The 14,772-nt window shown below is 72.9% G+C and carries 14 protein-coding genes; 6 read left to right on the top strand and 8 right to left on the bottom strand.

Features of this window, described 5'->3' with window-relative positions; translation table 11 throughout:
• Positions 1-31 precede the first annotated feature (31 nt).
• Genes OG408_RS06435 through OG408_RS06420 form a run of 4 tightly spaced genes read right to left on the bottom strand, consistent with a single transcriptional unit; the run spans position 32 to position 4,114 of the window.
• Positions 32-1,105, bottom strand: a complete 1,074-nt coding sequence (locus tag OG408_RS06435; RefSeq protein WP_326668802.1) for an acyl-CoA dehydrogenase family protein — start codon at positions 1,103-1,105, stop codon at positions 32-34.
• Positions 1,102-2,094, bottom strand: a complete 993-nt coding sequence (locus tag OG408_RS06430; RefSeq protein WP_266776288.1) for an acyl-CoA dehydrogenase family protein — start codon at positions 2,092-2,094, stop codon at positions 1,102-1,104. Before OG408_RS06430 ends, OG408_RS06435 begins: the two co-directional genes overlap by 4 nt.
• Positions 2,094-3,266, bottom strand: a complete 1,173-nt coding sequence (locus OG408_RS06425) for an acyl-CoA dehydrogenase family protein (RefSeq protein ID WP_326668800.1) — start codon at positions 3,264-3,266, stop codon at positions 2,094-2,096. The genes OG408_RS06430 and OG408_RS06425 overlap by 1 nt, the downstream gene beginning before the upstream one ends.
• The gene (locus tag OG408_RS06420; protein ID WP_326668798.1) at positions 3,266-4,114 is read right to left on the bottom strand and encodes an enoyl-CoA hydratase; all 849 of its coding nucleotides are present in this window, start codon (positions 4,112-4,114) and stop codon (positions 3,266-3,268) included. The genes OG408_RS06425 and OG408_RS06420 overlap by 1 nt, the downstream gene beginning before the upstream one ends.
• A gap of 46 nt (positions 4,115-4,160) precedes the next feature.
• On the opposite strand from OG408_RS06420, the gene OG408_RS06415 reads away from it, so the two are divergent.
• From OG408_RS06415 to OG408_RS06395, 5 genes are all read left to right on the top strand, one after another.
• Positions 4,161-5,327 (top strand): acyl-CoA dehydrogenase family protein, encoded by a 1,167-nt coding sequence (locus OG408_RS06415; RefSeq protein WP_266776282.1) that lies wholly within the window; start codon positions 4,161-4,163, stop codon positions 5,325-5,327.
• Positions 5,324-6,121: an SDR family oxidoreductase gene (locus OG408_RS06410; RefSeq protein WP_326668795.1), complete on the top strand. Its 798-nt coding sequence runs from the start codon at positions 5,324-5,326 to the stop codon at positions 6,119-6,121. Before OG408_RS06415 ends, OG408_RS06410 begins: the two co-directional genes overlap by 4 nt.
• A 5-nt stretch (positions 6,122-6,126) precedes the next feature.
• Complete coding sequence (locus tag OG408_RS06405) at positions 6,127-6,720, top strand: TetR/AcrR family transcriptional regulator (RefSeq protein ID WP_266785997.1); 594 nt, start codon at positions 6,127-6,129, stop codon at positions 6,718-6,720.
• Between the two features lie 34 nt (positions 6,721-6,754).
• Positions 6,755-7,912: an acetyl-CoA C-acetyltransferase gene (locus tag OG408_RS06400; protein WP_266776278.1), complete on the top strand. Its 1,158-nt coding sequence runs from the start codon at positions 6,755-6,757 to the stop codon at positions 7,910-7,912.
• 173 nt (positions 7,913-8,085) lie between these two features.
• Positions 8,086-9,024 (top strand): DUF4862 family protein, encoded by a 939-nt coding sequence (locus tag OG408_RS06395; RefSeq protein ID WP_326668792.1) that lies wholly within the window; start codon positions 8,086-8,088, stop codon positions 9,022-9,024.
• A 58-nt stretch (positions 9,025-9,082) separates the two neighbouring features.
• On the opposite strand, the gene OG408_RS06390 is transcribed toward OG408_RS06395, so the two are convergent.
• Entirely contained in the window at positions 9,083-10,450 is a 1,368-nt protein-coding gene (locus OG408_RS06390; protein ID WP_326668790.1) for a M64 family metallopeptidase, read from the bottom strand.
• A gap of 148 nt (positions 10,451-10,598) precedes the next feature.
• Between OG408_RS06390 and OG408_RS06385 the strand changes: the two genes are divergently transcribed.
• Entirely contained in the window at positions 10,599-12,062 is a 1,464-nt protein-coding gene (locus tag OG408_RS06385; RefSeq protein WP_326668788.1) for a tetratricopeptide repeat protein, read from the top strand.
• 10 nt (positions 12,063-12,072) lie between these two features.
• Here the strand turns inward: OG408_RS06385 and OG408_RS06380 are convergent, their stop codons facing one another.
• Genes OG408_RS06380 through OG408_RS06370 form a run of 3 tightly spaced genes read right to left on the bottom strand, consistent with a single transcriptional unit; the run spans position 12,073 to position 14,770 of the window.
• On the bottom strand, positions 12,073-13,149 hold the full coding sequence (locus OG408_RS06380; RefSeq protein WP_326668785.1) for an NAD(P)H-dependent flavin oxidoreductase: 1,077 nt from the start codon (positions 13,147-13,149) through the stop codon (positions 12,073-12,075).
• Positions 13,146-13,925: a CoA-transferase subunit beta gene (locus OG408_RS06375; protein ID WP_326668784.1), complete on the bottom strand. Its 780-nt coding sequence runs from the start codon at positions 13,923-13,925 to the stop codon at positions 13,146-13,148. The genes OG408_RS06380 and OG408_RS06375 overlap by 4 nt, the downstream gene beginning before the upstream one ends.
• Positions 13,922-14,770 carry a CoA transferase subunit A gene (locus tag OG408_RS06370; RefSeq protein WP_285571144.1) on the bottom strand — a complete coding sequence of 283 codons (849 nt, stop codon included), beginning with the start codon at positions 14,768-14,770 and terminating at the stop codon, positions 13,922-13,924. The genes OG408_RS06375 and OG408_RS06370 overlap by 4 nt, the downstream gene beginning before the upstream one ends.
• Between the last annotated feature and the right edge of the window lie 2 nt (positions 14,771-14,772).

Here is a 14,772-nt window from a genome sequence, read left to right as displayed (position 1 = left end):
CGCACGCCCTTCTCCGTCTGCCGGTGCCCGCTCATCGGGCGGCCAGGCCGAGCCCGGCGGCGAGCCGTGCCCGGTGCTGCGCGGGCGGTCCGAACAGCTCGCCCGCCCCGTGCGCCCGCTTGAAGAAGCGGTGCGCGTCGTGCTCCCAGGTGATCCCGATCCCGCCGTGCAGCTGGATCATCTCGCCGGCCACCGCCGAGAACGCCTCGGAGCAGACCGACTTCGCGACGGCGGCGGCCCTCGGCAGCGCGCCCGGGTCCTCGTCGGCGGCGAACGCCGCACCGAGCGCCGCCGAACGCGCGGACTCCACCAGGACATAGGCATCCGCCAGCCGGTGCTTGACCGCCTGGAACGAACCGATCGCCCGGCCGAACTGCACCCGGTCGCGGGTGTACTCGACGGTGAGTTCGAGGCAGCGCCCGGCGGCACCCACCTGCTCCGCGGCGAGTGCCGCGCACGCCAGGTCCCGGACATGCTCCAGAACCCGGGCGCCGTCACCGTCCGCGCCCAGCAGCCGCCCCTCGGCGCCGTCGAGCACCCAACGGGCCTGGACCCGGGTGCCGTCCATGGTCACCACGGGCTCCCGGCGCACACCGGCGGCACCGGGCACCACCTCGAAGAGCGACACCCCGGCCGCCGTCCGGGCCGCGACCAGCACGACGTCGAGCGCCGGCCAGTCCAGGACGTGCTCCTTGGCCCCGGTGACCAGCCAGCCGCCGCCGGGGCACGGGGCCGCCTCGGCACGTACCGCACCGAGGTCCCAGGAACCGTGCTCCGCCCAGGCCAGCGTGCCCACCGAGCTGCCCGCGGCGAGCCCGGGCAGCAGCCGCCCGCACGCCTCCCGGTCCCCGGAGGCGAGCAGCGCGCCCACGGTGAGCACCGCAGAACCCAGACACGGCAGCGGGCTCAGGCTCCTGCCCAGCTCCTCCATCAGCACATGGACATCCCGGGCGCCGCCGCCCGCCCCGCCGTACCCCTCCGGGACGGCGAGCCCGGCCGCACCGATCTGGGTGGCCAACGGCGCCCAGGCAGACTCGTCTTGATGTTGCGTCAGCAGGGAACGTACGGCCGATCGCAGCTCTTCCTGCTCCTGCGTCAGTCTCATCGCGCCGCTCCCATGACGCGGGCCCGGCACGCGGCCGGGGTGCCCCACGCGTCGCGCAGCGGCCGCGCCTTGCGGATCCACAGGGACAGGTCGAGCTCATCGGTGTAGCCCACGGCGCCGTGCAGTTGGAGGGCGGTGCGGGCCGCCCCGTACGCCGCCTCACCCGCCGTGACCTTGGCCGCGGCGACCGCCCGCCCCGCGTCGTCGTCCCCGGCGGCCAGCGCGAGAGCCGCGCCGTGCACCAGCGGTTCGGCGAACTCCAGGGCCAGCAGGGTGTCGGCCAGCCGGTGCTTGACCGCCTGGAAGGACCCGATGGCCACGCCGAACTGGGTGCGCCGGGTGACGTAGGCGACGGTACGGGCCAGCAGGGTCCGGCCGACACCGAGCGACTGCGCCGCCGTGACGAGTGCGGCGACGTCGGCCGCGTACCCGGCGGCGGCCGTGACCGCGGCGCCCCGGGCGAGGACGGTGCCGCCCGACGGCCGCGACAGCCGCCGGCCGGGATCGGCCGAGGGCTGCACGGGCCCCGCCCCGGCGGCGAGGCGCAGCGTGTCGCCGTCCACCACGAACACCGCGTCGGCCGCGTCCGCGTCCAGGGCGAACGGGCCGAGCGAGGTCAGGCAGAGCGAGACGGCGGACTTCCCCGAGGCGATGCCGGGCAGCCGGTCGCCGGCGACGCGGTCGTCGCCGAGCCGGTCGAGCAGGGCCGCCGCGGCAACCGTCTCGACCAGTGGTCCGGGGACGGCGTGCCGCCCCAGCACCTCGAAGGCGAGGGCGAGTTCGAGGGGCAGCGGGCCCAGGCCCTCGTGCTTCTCCGGTACCGCGAGGGCGAAGACCCCCGCCTCGGCCAGCCGGGACCGCACGGCCTGCCCGGGCCCGTGGTCGCCGGCCGCCCAGGCCCGTATCGCGGCCGGGGTGTCGCAGGAGGTGAGCAGACCGTCGAGGGAGCGGGCGAAGTCCCGCTGCTCGGCGTCCAGGAGGAAACGCATCAGCGGCGCCCCTTCGGCAGGCCGAGCAGCCGCTCGGCGATGATGTCGCGCTGGATCTCGTTGGTGCCCGCGTAGACGGGACCGGCCAGCGAGAAGGTGTAGCCCTCCGCCCAGCCGCCCGATGGCGATTCGGCCGCGTGGTCGGCGAGTTCGCCGTACGGGCCGAGCAGGTCGAGCGCCGTCTCGTGGAGTGCGATGTCCAGCTCGGACCAGTAGATCTTGTTGAGGCTGGAGGTCGGCCCGGCCGGACCGCCGTCGCCGTACAGGACCTGGGAGGCGCCCGTGTAGGAGAAGAGCCGGTAGGCGCGGGCCCCGATCACCGCGTCGGCGACCCGGTCGCGCAGCGCCGTGTCCGCCGGGTCGCCGTGCTCGTGCCACAGCGCGGTCAGCCGGTCCGCGGCGGCCGTGAAGCGGCCCGGGCTGCGCAGGGTGAGTCCGCGTTCGTTGCCTGTGGTGCTCATCGCGACCCGCCAGCCCTGCCCGGGCTCGCCGATGACGTCCTCGTCGGGCACGAACACCTCGTCCAGGAAGAGTTCGGCGAAGGCGGGCTTCCCGTCCAGCCGCCCGATGGGCCGGACGGTGACGCCCTCGGCGTCCAGCGGGAACATCAGATACGTCAGCCCCCGGTGCGGCCGGTCCGCGTCCGGGTCGCTGCGGAACAGGCCGAAGGCCCGGTCGGCGAAGGCGGCCCGCGACGACCAGGTCTTCTGCCCGCTGAGCAGCCAGCCGCCCCCGGTCCGTACCGCCCTCGACCTCAGCGAGGCCAGGTCGGAACCGGACTCCGGCTCCGACCACGCCTGCGCCCAGATGACCTCGCCGCGGGCCATGGCGGGCAGGATCCGGGTCCGCTGCTCGGCGGTGCCGTGCTCGAAGAGGGTGGGGGCCAGCAGGCTGATGCCGTTCTGGCTGACCCGGCCGGGCGCCCCGGCGGCGTAGTACTCCTCCTCGAAGACCATCCAGCGCAGCAGGGAACTCCCGCGCCCGCCGAACTCCTCGGGCCAGGAGACCGCCGACCAGCGGTCGGCGGACAGGACGCCCTCCCACTCCCGGTGCGCGGCGAACCCCTCGCGGGTCTCCAGGGACGGCAGGGGAGCGGCCGGGACATGAGCGGCCAGCCAGTCGCGTACCTCGGTACGGAACGCCTCGTCGGCCGCGTCGAAATCGAGGTCCATCAGCCGCTCGCCTCCTTCATCGCCCGGATGTCCATGCCACCGAGCGCGTCCGGTGCGGTCTCGGCGTTGTGCGCGTGCGCCAGGTGGTGCAGGCCGAACACCGAGTCCATGCCGGTGTGCAGGCCCTGGAGGTCCTCGGCCTGGTTGACCGCACGCTTGGTCAGCGCCAGCCCCATCCGCGGCATCTGCGCGATGCGCAGCGCCAACTCAGCCGTGCGGTCGGTGAGTTCCGCCCGGGGTACGACCCGGTTGACCATGCCCACCTCGTACGCGCGCTGCGCGCTCATCCGGTCCCCGGTGTAGAGGAACTCCTTGGCGATCCGCGGCGGCATCACCCACGGGTGGGCGAAGTACTCGACACCGGGGATGCCCATCCGGACCACCGGATCGGCGAAGAACGCGTCGTCCGACGCCACGATCAGATCGCACACCCAGGCCAGCATCAGACCGCCCGCCACGCACGCGCCCTGCACCGAGGCGATGACCGGTTTCGGCAGCTCCCGCCACCTGCGGCACATCCCCAGATACACCTCGGACTCACGGGCGAAGCGGCTCTCGGCGCCCTCCTTGTCCGAGTGGTCCCACCACAGTCCCGCCCGGCGCTCGAACGGCAGATGGGCGTCGCGCCCCGGGGTGCCGATGTCATGGCCGGCCGAGAAGTGCTCACCGGCGCCTGCCAGGACGACGGTCTTCACCTCGCCGTCGTCGGCGGCGCGGTAGAACGCCCGGTCCAGGGCGTAGGTCATCGCGGAGTTCTGCGCGTTGCGGCAGCCGGGCCGGTTCATGGTCACCGTCGCGACCGGGCCCCGCTTCTCGTAACGCACCGGTTCGTCGTGGGCAGCGGACATCGGCCGCTCCTTCCCTAACAAGTGTTTGGTAGATTAACGTACCCCCATGAGCAGCGTCGAGGAGTTCCGCGCCGAGATCCGCGGCTGGCTGGCCGCCAACCTCACCGGCGTCTTCGCGGGCCTGCGCGGCCGCGGCGGACCCGGACGGGAGCACGAGGCGTTCGCCGAACGGCTCGCCTGGGAACGGCACATGGCCGCCGCGGGCTGGACGTGCGTGGGCTGGCCGGAGGAACACGGGGGCCGGGGCGCGACCATCGAGCAACAGGTCGCCTTCCACGAGGAGTACGCCCTGGCCGACGCTCCCGCGCGGGTCAACCACATCGGCGAGCAGCTGCTCGGGCCGACCCTGGTGGCCTTCGGCACGCCCGAGCAACGGGCCAGGTTCCTGCCGCCGATCGTCGCCGTCGAGGAGCTGTGGTGCCAGGGCTACAGCGAACCCGACGCCGGCTCCGACCTGGCGAACGTCCGCACCAGGGCCGAGCGGGACGGCGCGGACTGGGTCGTCACCGGGCAGAAGACCTGGACGTCACTCGCCCACGAGGCGCAGTGGTGCTTCGTGGTCGCCCGCACCGAACCGGGCTCCGCCCGGCACCACGGGCTCTCCTACCTCCTGGTCCCGCTGGACCAGCCCGGCGTGGAGATCCGGCCGATCACCCAGCTGACCGGCACCTCCGAGTTCAACGAGGTCTTCCTCGACGGCGCCCGTACCGCTGCCGGGCACGTCGTCGGCGCCCCGGGCGACGGCTGGCGGGTGGCCATGGCGACGCTCGGCTTCGAACGCGGCGTCTCCACGCTCGGCCAGCAGGTCGGCTTCCGGCGCGAACTGGAGACCCTCATCGATCTGGCCCGGCGCAACGGCGCCGCGGACGACCCGCTGATCCGCGACCGGCTCGCCCGGGCCTGGACGGGTCTGGAGACCATCCGCTGCAACGCCCTGCGCATGCTCGACGGCGTGGCGGCCGGCGCACCCGGCCCGGAGGCCTCCATCGGGAAGATCTTCTGGGCCACCTGGCACCGCGAACTGGGCGAACTGGCCATGAGCGTCCTCGGCGCCGGAGGCATGACGGCACCCGGTGAACCGTACGGACTCGACGACTGGCAGCGGCTGTTCCTCTTCTCCCGCGCCGACACCATCTACGCCGGGTCCAACGAGATCCAGCGCAACATCATCGCCGAGCGCGTTCTCGGCCTGCCCAAGGAGATCCGCCCGTGACGACCCAGCCGCCCCATGTTCCGGGCCACTCCCTCCTGGCCGGACGCACCGCGGTGATCACCGCCGCCGCGGGCGCCGGGATCGGCGGGGCGACGGCCCGCACGTTCCTGGAGGAGGGCGCCCGGATCGTCATCGGCGACGCCCACGCACGCCGCCTGGGAGAGAGCGCGGCCGCGCTCGCCGAGGAGTTCGGCGCGGACAACGTCGGCGCGCTGCCCTGCGACGTCACCGACCAGGACCAGGTGGACGCACTGTTCGCGCTCGCCGCCGAACGCCACGGCGGGCTGGACATCGTCGTCAACAACGCCGGACTCGGCGGCACCGCCGACCTCGTCGACATGACCGACGAGCAGTGGTCGAAGGTCCTCGACGTCACCCTGAACGGCACCTTCCGCTGCACCCGCGCCGCTCTGCGCCACTTCAAGGAGCGTCACCCCGACGACCCCTCCGGCGGCGTCGTCGTCAACAACGCCTCCGTCGTGGGCTGGCGCGCCCAGCGCGGCCAGGCCCACTACGCCGCGGCGAAGGCCGGCGTCATGGCCCTGACCCGGTGTGCCGCCCTGGAGGCCGCCGACTTCGGCGTACGCGTCAACGCCGTCGCCCCGAGCCTGGCCATGCACCCGCACCTGGTGAAGGTCACCACCCCCGAACTGCTGGCCGAACTCACCGCACGAGAGGCCTTCGGCCGGTACGCCGAACCCTGGGAGATCGCCAACGTCATCGTCTTCCTGGCCAGCTCCTACTCCTCGTACATGACGGGGGAGACCGTCTCCGTCAGCAGCCAGAGGGCGTGAGGTCGATCACCCCGCACCCCAACGCCGAGCGACGGGCCGAACTCCTCGCGACCGCCGCCGGGGTGTTCGCCGCCCAGGGCTACAACGCCACCACCGTCCGCCGCATCGCGGACGCCGCCGGGATGCTCGCGGGCAGTCTCTACTACCACTTCGACTCCAAGGAGTCGATGCTGGACGAGATCCTCTCGGCCTTCCTCGACGAGCTGTGGGCCTGCTACGACACGGTGCTCGCCGCCGGCCTCGGACCCCGGGAGACCCTCGGGGAACTCGTCACCCAGTCCTTCCGGCAGATCGACCGGCATGGTCCCGCGGTCGCCATCTACCAGAAGGAGTCCCGGCACCTCTCCGCCCAGCCGCGCTTCGCCTATCTCGCCGCATCGCAGCCGAAGTTCGAGAACGCCTGGCTGCGCACGCTGGAACGCGGCGTCGCCGAACGGGACTTCCGCGCCGACCTGGACGTCCGGCTCGTCTACCGGTTCGTCCGCGACACGGTCTGGGTGGCCGCCTCCTGGTACCGGCCCGGCGGCACCCACGACGCCGAGGAGATCGCCCGCCAGTACCTGTCCATGGTCCTGGCCGGCATCACCATCCGCACCTGACACCCGATCACCAGCCCTTCACCAAGGAGAAGTCATGGCCGAGGCCTACATCGTCGAAGCGGTCCGCACTCCGGTCGGCCGGCGCAAGGGCGGGCTGTCCGCCGTCCACCCCGCCGACCTCGGGGCCCATGTCATCAAGGCGCTCGTCGAGCGCACCGGGGTCGACCCGGCCGCCGTGGAGGACGTCGTCTTCGGCTGCCTCGACACCGTCGGCCCGCAGGCCGGCGACATCGCCCGCACCGCCTGGCTCGCCGCCGGCCTTCCCGAGGAGGTGCCCGGCACCACCGTCGACCGGCAGTGCGGCTCCTCCCAGCAGGCCGTCCACTTCGCCGCCCAGGGCGTGCTGTCCGGCACCCAGGACCTGGTCGTCGCGGGCGGCACCCAGAACATGTCGATGATCCCGATCGCCTTCGCCAGCCGCCAGGCGGCCGAACCCCTCGGGCTGACCGAAGGCCCCTACGCGGGCTCCGCGGGCTGGCGCGCCCGCTACGGCGACGCACCCGTCAACCAGTTTCACGGCGCCGAACTCATCGCGGAGAAGTGGGGCATCTCCCGTGAGGACATGGAGCACTTCGCGCTCCGCTCCCACCGCCGGGCCCTGCACGCCATCGACGAGGGCCGCTTCGCCCGGGAGACCGTCGCGTACGGCGAGGTGACGGTGGACGAGGGGCCGCGCCGGGACACCTCGCTGGAGAAGATGGCCGGCCTCAAGCCGGTGGTCGAGGGCGGCCGGCTGACCGCCGGGGTCTCCTCGCAGGTCTCCGACGGCGCCTCCGCGCTGCTCATCGCCTCCGAGCGGGCCGTCGCCGAGCACGGTCTGACCCCGCGGGCCCGCATCCACCACCTCTCGGTGCGCGGCGAGGACCCGATCCGGATGCTGTCCGCGCCCATTCCGGCGACGGCGTACGCGCTGAAGAAGTCCGGGATGTCCCTCGACGACATCGATCTGGTCGAGATCAACGAGGCCTTCGCCCCGGTCGTCCTGGCCTGGCTGAAGGAGACCGGCGCCGACCCGGACAAGGTGAACGTCAACGGCGGCGCCATCGCGCTGGGCCACCCGCTCGGCGCCACCGGTGCCAAGCTGATGACGACCCTGCTGCACGAACTGGAGCGCACCGGCGGCCGCTACGGACTGCAGACCATGTGCGAGGGCGGCGGCCAGGCCAATGTGACCATCATCGAGCGCCTCTGAGGGACGGGTTCGCAGACCCGACTCCCGACTCCCGGTGGCCCGGCGGGCAGCGCGGGCCGTCGACAGGAGCCCTATTCCGGACATCTGACGTCCGATGTTCGATAGAGTCCCTCTTGCCGGGCAGCTCCGCACCACCGCCCGGGACCCGTCACCGGCAGGGGAGACCCGACACCATGAACACAGCACGGCCCGCCGCTCTGGTGGGCGCGTATGCGGCACTGCCCGCCCTGCGCGCCGATCAGGAACACTTCTACGAGGGGCTCGCGGTCCGGCGGATCGCCGACGGCCTGGAGATCCCCTTCCGGGACGGCCTCGGTGCGGACGTCCGGTGGCTGGCAGCACAGCTGCGCGGCCGTTTCACCCGTTCGGTGATCACGCTGATTCCCGGCACGATGATGCGCGTGGGAGCCACTGCCGGGTTCGGTCTGGCCTCCGCGGACCATGACGGCCGGCAGGCTGCGCTCGCCTTCCTCCGCGAGGCCCGCGTCGCCGCCGAACAGGTCAACCAGCTCACCGGCGAGCAGTCGGTCTCCGCCCTGCACATCCACACCGCGCCCTCGACGACCGCCGTGGCCGAGATGTTCGCCCGGTCCCTCGACGAGATCGCGGCGAGCGCGTCCGCCGCCGGCGGCTGGTCCACCCGGCTCGTCCTGGAGCACTGCGACGCGTACGCGCCGAACGTCCCCGGGGAGAAGCGCTTCCTGCCGCTGGAGGACGAGATCGTCCTCGCCCGCGAAAGCGGCATCGGTATCGCCGTCAACTGGGGCCGGTCGGCGATCGAGGCGCAGGACCCGGCCCGGCCGCTCGCCCAGATCGGCCGGCTCGCCTCCGACGGCCTGCTGGAGGGCGTCATGTTCTCCGGCGCCGGTCCCACCGCCAACCGGTACGGGGGGCCGTGGGCGGACGCGCACCTGCCCCTCACCGAGGACGAGCCCGCCTCCCTCATGGACGCCGACGAGGTGCGCCGTTGCCTCCGCGCGGCCGGGGGCGCGTTGTCCTACGCGGGGGCGAAGATCCAGGTCCCCGGTGATGCCGGCGTCGACGAGCGGCTCGCGATGGTGGGCCGCGTCATGCGGCTCGTGACCGGGTCCGGCGTCGACGCGCGCCGCTGACGGACTCCGGGCGCACCGCACCGGGAGTCCGCCGGCGGCTCCGCCCGCCGCGCGTCCGTCAGCGGTGCGGGTGGCCCTTGTGCCCGGACGCCTTCACGGTCCAGGTCAGGCGCTCGGTGGCCTCGGCGCGCACCTGGGGATCGCGGATCGACGCGGACCTGTCCGCGGACTCGACCGTGACGGTGTGCGTCCTGCCGTCCGCGGGAACGCCCAGTGCGGCGGGGACGGCGGCGGTGAGACCCTGCGCCCGCTTCACCCGTGCACCGTCGACGTACCAGCGCAGCTCCGGCGAGGCGAGGCCGGTGAGCGCGGCCCGGGAGACCTTGAGGCGCGTGGTCCTGAGGATGGCGCTGCCCGTGGCGGTCCCGCTGCTCAGCGCGTTGGCCTCGCGGTAGAAGCCGGCGATCATGGCCTCGCGCCCGGGGAGGTTGAAGTCCCTGACGTCCAGGGCCCGCATGAGGGAGTTGGCGGTCGGGCGGTAGATCCCGAAGGGGTAGTAGCTGCTGCCCTCGTACGTGCCCACGGTGCCGCCCGTGGGGTCGGTCTCGCCGAGCCAGCGGTACCACTTGCTCCGGTTGGCGGCCATCTGCTCCGCCGTGAAGACACTGGAGTTGATGTCGGGCACCTCGCCGCCCGACCAGGTGCCGTAGCTGTCGTACGTGTACTCGTCCGCGAGGAGGCCCACCGAGTGGGCGATCTCGTGGGCGGCGATCATGCTCGACTGCGCGTTGTCCGAGGAGAGGGTGGAGACGCCGTCGAACGGGTAACCCTCCGCCTCCAGGCCGGAGTAGCCGGCGCCGCCGTACTTGGTGGAGTGGGAGATGACGATGACCAGGTCGGCCTCGGGGGCCTTCGCGGCGTAGGAGGCGACCTTGTCGATGTCGGCGCAGATCAGCCGCTCGGTTTCGGAGCACCAGAAGTAGCTGCCGAGCGCGGTGTTCCTGGTGACGTCGGCGGTCGGGTCACCGGTGATGCCGGATTCGGCGGACACCGCGTCGACTGTCCACACGTTCATCAGGCCCTGATAGCTCGCGTAGGGCTCGATGCCGGTGATGTCGGCCCACTTCGCGGCCGCCGCGGTGTGGAAGGCGTCCTGCTCGCCGGCGGTGTAGCCGTCGCCGACGATCACCACGTCGAGCCGGTCGGCCGAGGGGCCGGTCACGGACAGCTCCCCGACCTCCCCGTCCGTCGTCCCCGCAGTGGGTGCGGCGCTGCGGGCGGCCGAACGGCCGGTCGCGTGATCCGTGTTGACCGGGACCTCGGTCCGCCGGCCCTCGCCGCCGGGTTCGGGGAAGTACTCGACGTCGAGGCGCTGTTCCTGGACGGGCTCCGGGTCCACGGCCGCCGCCGGCGCGGCGAGAGCCGCACCCATGACGGCCGCGAGCGCGACGCCCACGGATATCGCGGCGGTTCTCCGCGTGCGCATGCCGGTCCTCAGCAGCTGCCCCATGTAACTCTCCTGTTCACTACGCTTGAATTGCCGTTTAACCTAGGCTTCGTCAGGGGGCCGCACAACGGTTCTGATGAGGGCGCGTTGTTGTTCTCGGGTGACCGGGATACTCGTAACCGGACGAATGCCGACATCGGGGCGACAGGCGCAGGACGAGGGGGCCGCCATGGCGGGTTCGGGCAGAGCGAAGACGGCCGGCGGCACGGCTCCGGGCCGGTCCGGTAAGGAGCCGGCCGGGGGGCAGGACGCCCCGGCGGCGATCGGCCTCCGGGTGAAACGGCTGCGCAAGGAACGCGAACTGACGCAGCGACAGCTCGCCGAGCCCGCGTACACCGCCGCCTACGTCTCCACCCTGGAGGCCGGCAAGGCGCGGCCATCCGAAGCCGCCCTCCGGCATTTCGCCGAACGCCTCGGAGTCGCCCACGAGGAGCTGTCCACGGGCCGGCCCACCCACATCGCCACCTCCCTGCGGATGGAGCTGGCCGACGCCCAGCGGATACTCGCCGTCGAGGACGCCGCCGACGCGCGGGCCGTCTACGAGCGGGTTCTCGGCAGGGCGCAGGAGTACGGGCTCGCACAGGAACGGGCGGCGGCGCTCGTGGGCCTCGGGGAATGTGCGCTGGAGACGGGCGAACTGGCCGATGCTCTCTCCCGGTTCGCGGCGGCCGAGCGGGCCCTGGCCGACGAGCCGCTCCCGGCCCGGGCCCGGGCGGTCCGGGGCAGGTCGGTCGCCCACTTCCTGGCCGGTGAACTGCGCTACGCCTGCTACCTCCTGGAGAGCGCGATCGACGAGCTGAACACCTCCGGGCTGCACGACCCGGGCGCGTTGCTCCAGCTCTACACCGCCTCGATCGCCCCCTACATGGACATGGGCGCCCACGCCAGGGCCGCGCAGGCCGCCGAACTGGCGCTCGCCCTGGTCCCGCAGGTCGCCGACCCCGCCCTGGTCGCCGCCATGCACCGGACCGTGGCCCGCACGCTCCTCGCCGAAGGCCGGGTCGACGCCGCCCAGGCCTCGCTGGCGCGGGCCACCGAGCTCTACGAGCAGCTCCAGATCCGTACCGAACTCGCCCACTGCCACTGGATGCGGGGCTACGTCTGCGCCCAGCACGACGACCTCGTACAGGCAGAGGAGGCGCTGCGCACCGCGCACTCGATGCTGGTGTCCAGACGGGCCGCCCTGTACGTCTCGCAGGTGGAGGTCGAACTCGCCGACGTCCTGCGCAGGAGGGGGAAGTCGGCGGAGGCGGCGGAACTGCTCGGCAACCTGCTGGCCGGACTCCAGCCCGGCCGTGGCGCGGTGCACGCCGGCGGCGCCCACCGGCTCCTCGGGCTGATCGCCGAGGAGGCCGGAGACGCCGGCGCGGCCGAGGCGCACTACGCCACCGCGCTCTCCCTGCTCGAACAGACGGGAGCCGCCGGGGACCTCGCCGACATCTGCCGGCTGCTCGGGGACCTGCTGCGCGGCGAGGGCCGGACGGAAGCGGCACTGAACGCGTACCGGACCGGCCTCGGTCACCGTGCCGAACCGGGCACCACCACGCTCGGACCCGCCCCCGCCCGTCCGCCGTTCGCCCCCTGGACCTGAGTCTCTTGCGTCAGTCCGCCCCCGGCAGCGCCTTCAGGGCCGTCCGGGCCTCGTCCATGATCCGCTCGACCAGCTCCGCGCAGGACGGGAGATCGTCGATCAGCCCGGCCACCTGACCCGAGGCCATCACCCCGATGTCGGTTCTGCCCTCGACCATGGAGGCCTTCAGCAGCATCGGGGTGTTGGCGGCCAGCAGCACCTGGCTCCAGGTCAGTTCCCTGCCGTGTTTCATCGCCAGCCCGTCACGGACCAGCCGGGGCCAGCTCGCGCCGGACTCCTTCCGGAACGCGGAGGCGTGCCGCACCGCCCGCAGCAGGGATGCCGCCCGGCCGGAGCGCTCCAGCGAGTCGACCATCGCGGTCCGCAGCATCCGGTGCGGGAGACCGTCCACCTGCGTGGTCACGATGACCTCCTTGACGCCGGCCGCCAGGTACTTCGCCTTCACCGCGTCGGGGACGGTGCTGTCGGAGGTGAGCAGGAAGCGCGTGCCCATGCCGATGCCGGCCGCTCCGAAGGCCAGCGCGGCGACCAGGCCCCGGCCGTCGTGGAAGCCGCCCGCCGCGATCACCGGGATGTCCACGGCGTCCACGACCTGGGGGAGCAGCACCGTGGTGGCCACGTCCCCGGTGTGGCCGCCCCCCTCACCGCCCTGCACCATCACCGCGTCCGCGCCCCACGTGGCCACCTTCTCCGCATGACGGCGGGCGCCGATGGAGGGGATGACGACGACGCCGGCGTCCTTGAGCCGGGCGATCAGGTCCTTGGAGGGGGCCAGCGCGAACGACGCCACCCGCACCCCCTCGTCGATGATGATCCGCACCCGCTCGCCCGCGTCTCCCGCGTCCGCCCGCAGATTGACCCCGAACGGCGCTTCCGTACGTGACTTGACCTCACGGACCGCCGCACGCAGCTGCTCTACGGTCATCGTCGCGGAGGCCAGGATGCCGAGCGCCCCCGCCCGCGCGGAGGCCGACACCAGCCGGGGCCCGGCCACCCACCCCATCCCGGTCTGCACGATCGGATACCGCACCCCGGTCAGTTCGGTGAGCGCGGTCGGTACCGGCACGGACCCGGCCGCGCCGGTCATGCCGGGACCTCGCGCTCGCGCAGCCCCTTCGGATCGATGACCTCGCGGATCAGCCGTAGCTCCGCCGCCGTGGGGTCCCGGGTGAACGGCACCTCGTCGGGGATCGTGAGCGCGAACCCGGTTGCCCCGGCGACCTGTTCGACACTCACCCCGGGGTGCAGCGAGCGCAGCCGCATCGTGCGGTCCGGGGTCTCGAAGTCGAAGACGCCGAGATTGCTGACGACTTCGGGGATGCGGTGGTAGCGGGTCGCTGACGGACCGGCCGCCGCCGCTCGGGCGTACCCGACCCCGCTCACCATGTCGACGTGCTCCACGAACACCCGGGACGAGTGTTTGGGAACCCAGTAACTCGTCGGGTTGTTGAGGGTGTTGACCGGAGCGCCCCGAACCCCGAGCAGCTGTCGCACGGGCTTGGCCCAGGGGCCGATGCAGGAGATGTTCTGGTTGCCGTGCCGGTCGATCTGGCTGGCGCCCATCATCACGTGCCGCCGGCCCGTCGCGGTCAGGGTCAGGTGCTGGCGGAACGGCAGCCAGCCCTCGACGCTCCCCGGCTCCGCCCCCAGGGCGGGCGTGTCACCCATCAGCAGCGCCTCCCCATCGGTGAGCAGCAGACCGGGGGAGAAGGTGAGCCGCGCCAGACGCGCCCCGATCGCCGGGACGGTGCCCATCGGGCTGGCGAGGATCTCGCCCGCGTCCCGCCAGGCCTCGGCGCAGGCCACCACGCAGTACTCGGCGCGGCTCGCCGTGGCGGTGCCGGTGGTCTCGGTGGCGCTCATGCTTCCTCCTGGTGGAACGCGGTGACGGCGGCCTGGTAGGCGGCCTCGTCGCCGGACAGGAACCGTTCGGCGAAGGCGGGCCATGCCTCGGGGTCACGGGCGGCCCGTACGTAGGCGCGCTGGAAGGACTCGTCCCGGTCGTGGTCGGGCACACAGGACGTGAAGTGCGCGCCGTTCGGCGTCTCGACGACCCCGTCCACGAACAGCCGCTTCACCAGCAGCGTCTGCGGACCGTGCTCCTTGAGCAGATCGGCCGTCTCCACGATCCGCTCGCAGGAGACGTAGGCGTGGTCGGCGGCCTCGCAGAACAGGTCGTCGAAGTACGGATCGGGGCCCAGGTACTGGCCGTTGCCCTGACGGTCCGCGCGGTTGAGGTGGACCAGCGCCGCGTCCAGGCGCAGGGCCGGTGCCGCGACCAGCTTCTCCCCGTCCTCGTACGGCGAAGTGACCGTGCGCAACGCCGGGTTGACCTCCATCAGGTCCGAGCCGAGACCGGCCCGCACCGGCATGAACGGCAGCCGCTGCGCACCGGCCGTCAGGCCCCACATCAGCATCGCCTCGTCGAGCTCGGTCATCTCGAACGCGCCGCGCTGCCGGGCGGCGGTGAAGTGCGGCTCCAGCGGTATCGAGTCGAGTGTCCCGAACGCCGCGACCAGCCTGCGGATCCTCCCCGCGGCCGCGAGCAGGCCGACGTCCGGGCCGCCGTACGACACCACGGTCAGATCGGTGACGTCCGAGCGCAGCAGCGCCCGGACCAGGGCCATCGGCTTGCGGCGCGAACCCCAGCCGCCGATGCCCACCGTCATGCCGCTCTCCAGCCGGCCGACGACGTCCTCGGCCGTCATCG

Source organism: Streptomyces sp. NBC_01257 (assembly GCF_035917255.1).
Taxonomy (GTDB): domain Bacteria; phylum Actinomycetota; class Actinomycetes; order Streptomycetales; family Streptomycetaceae; genus Streptomyces.
Note: the sequence above shows the minus strand (reverse complement) of the source record. Positions and strands in the feature narration are given on the sequence as shown.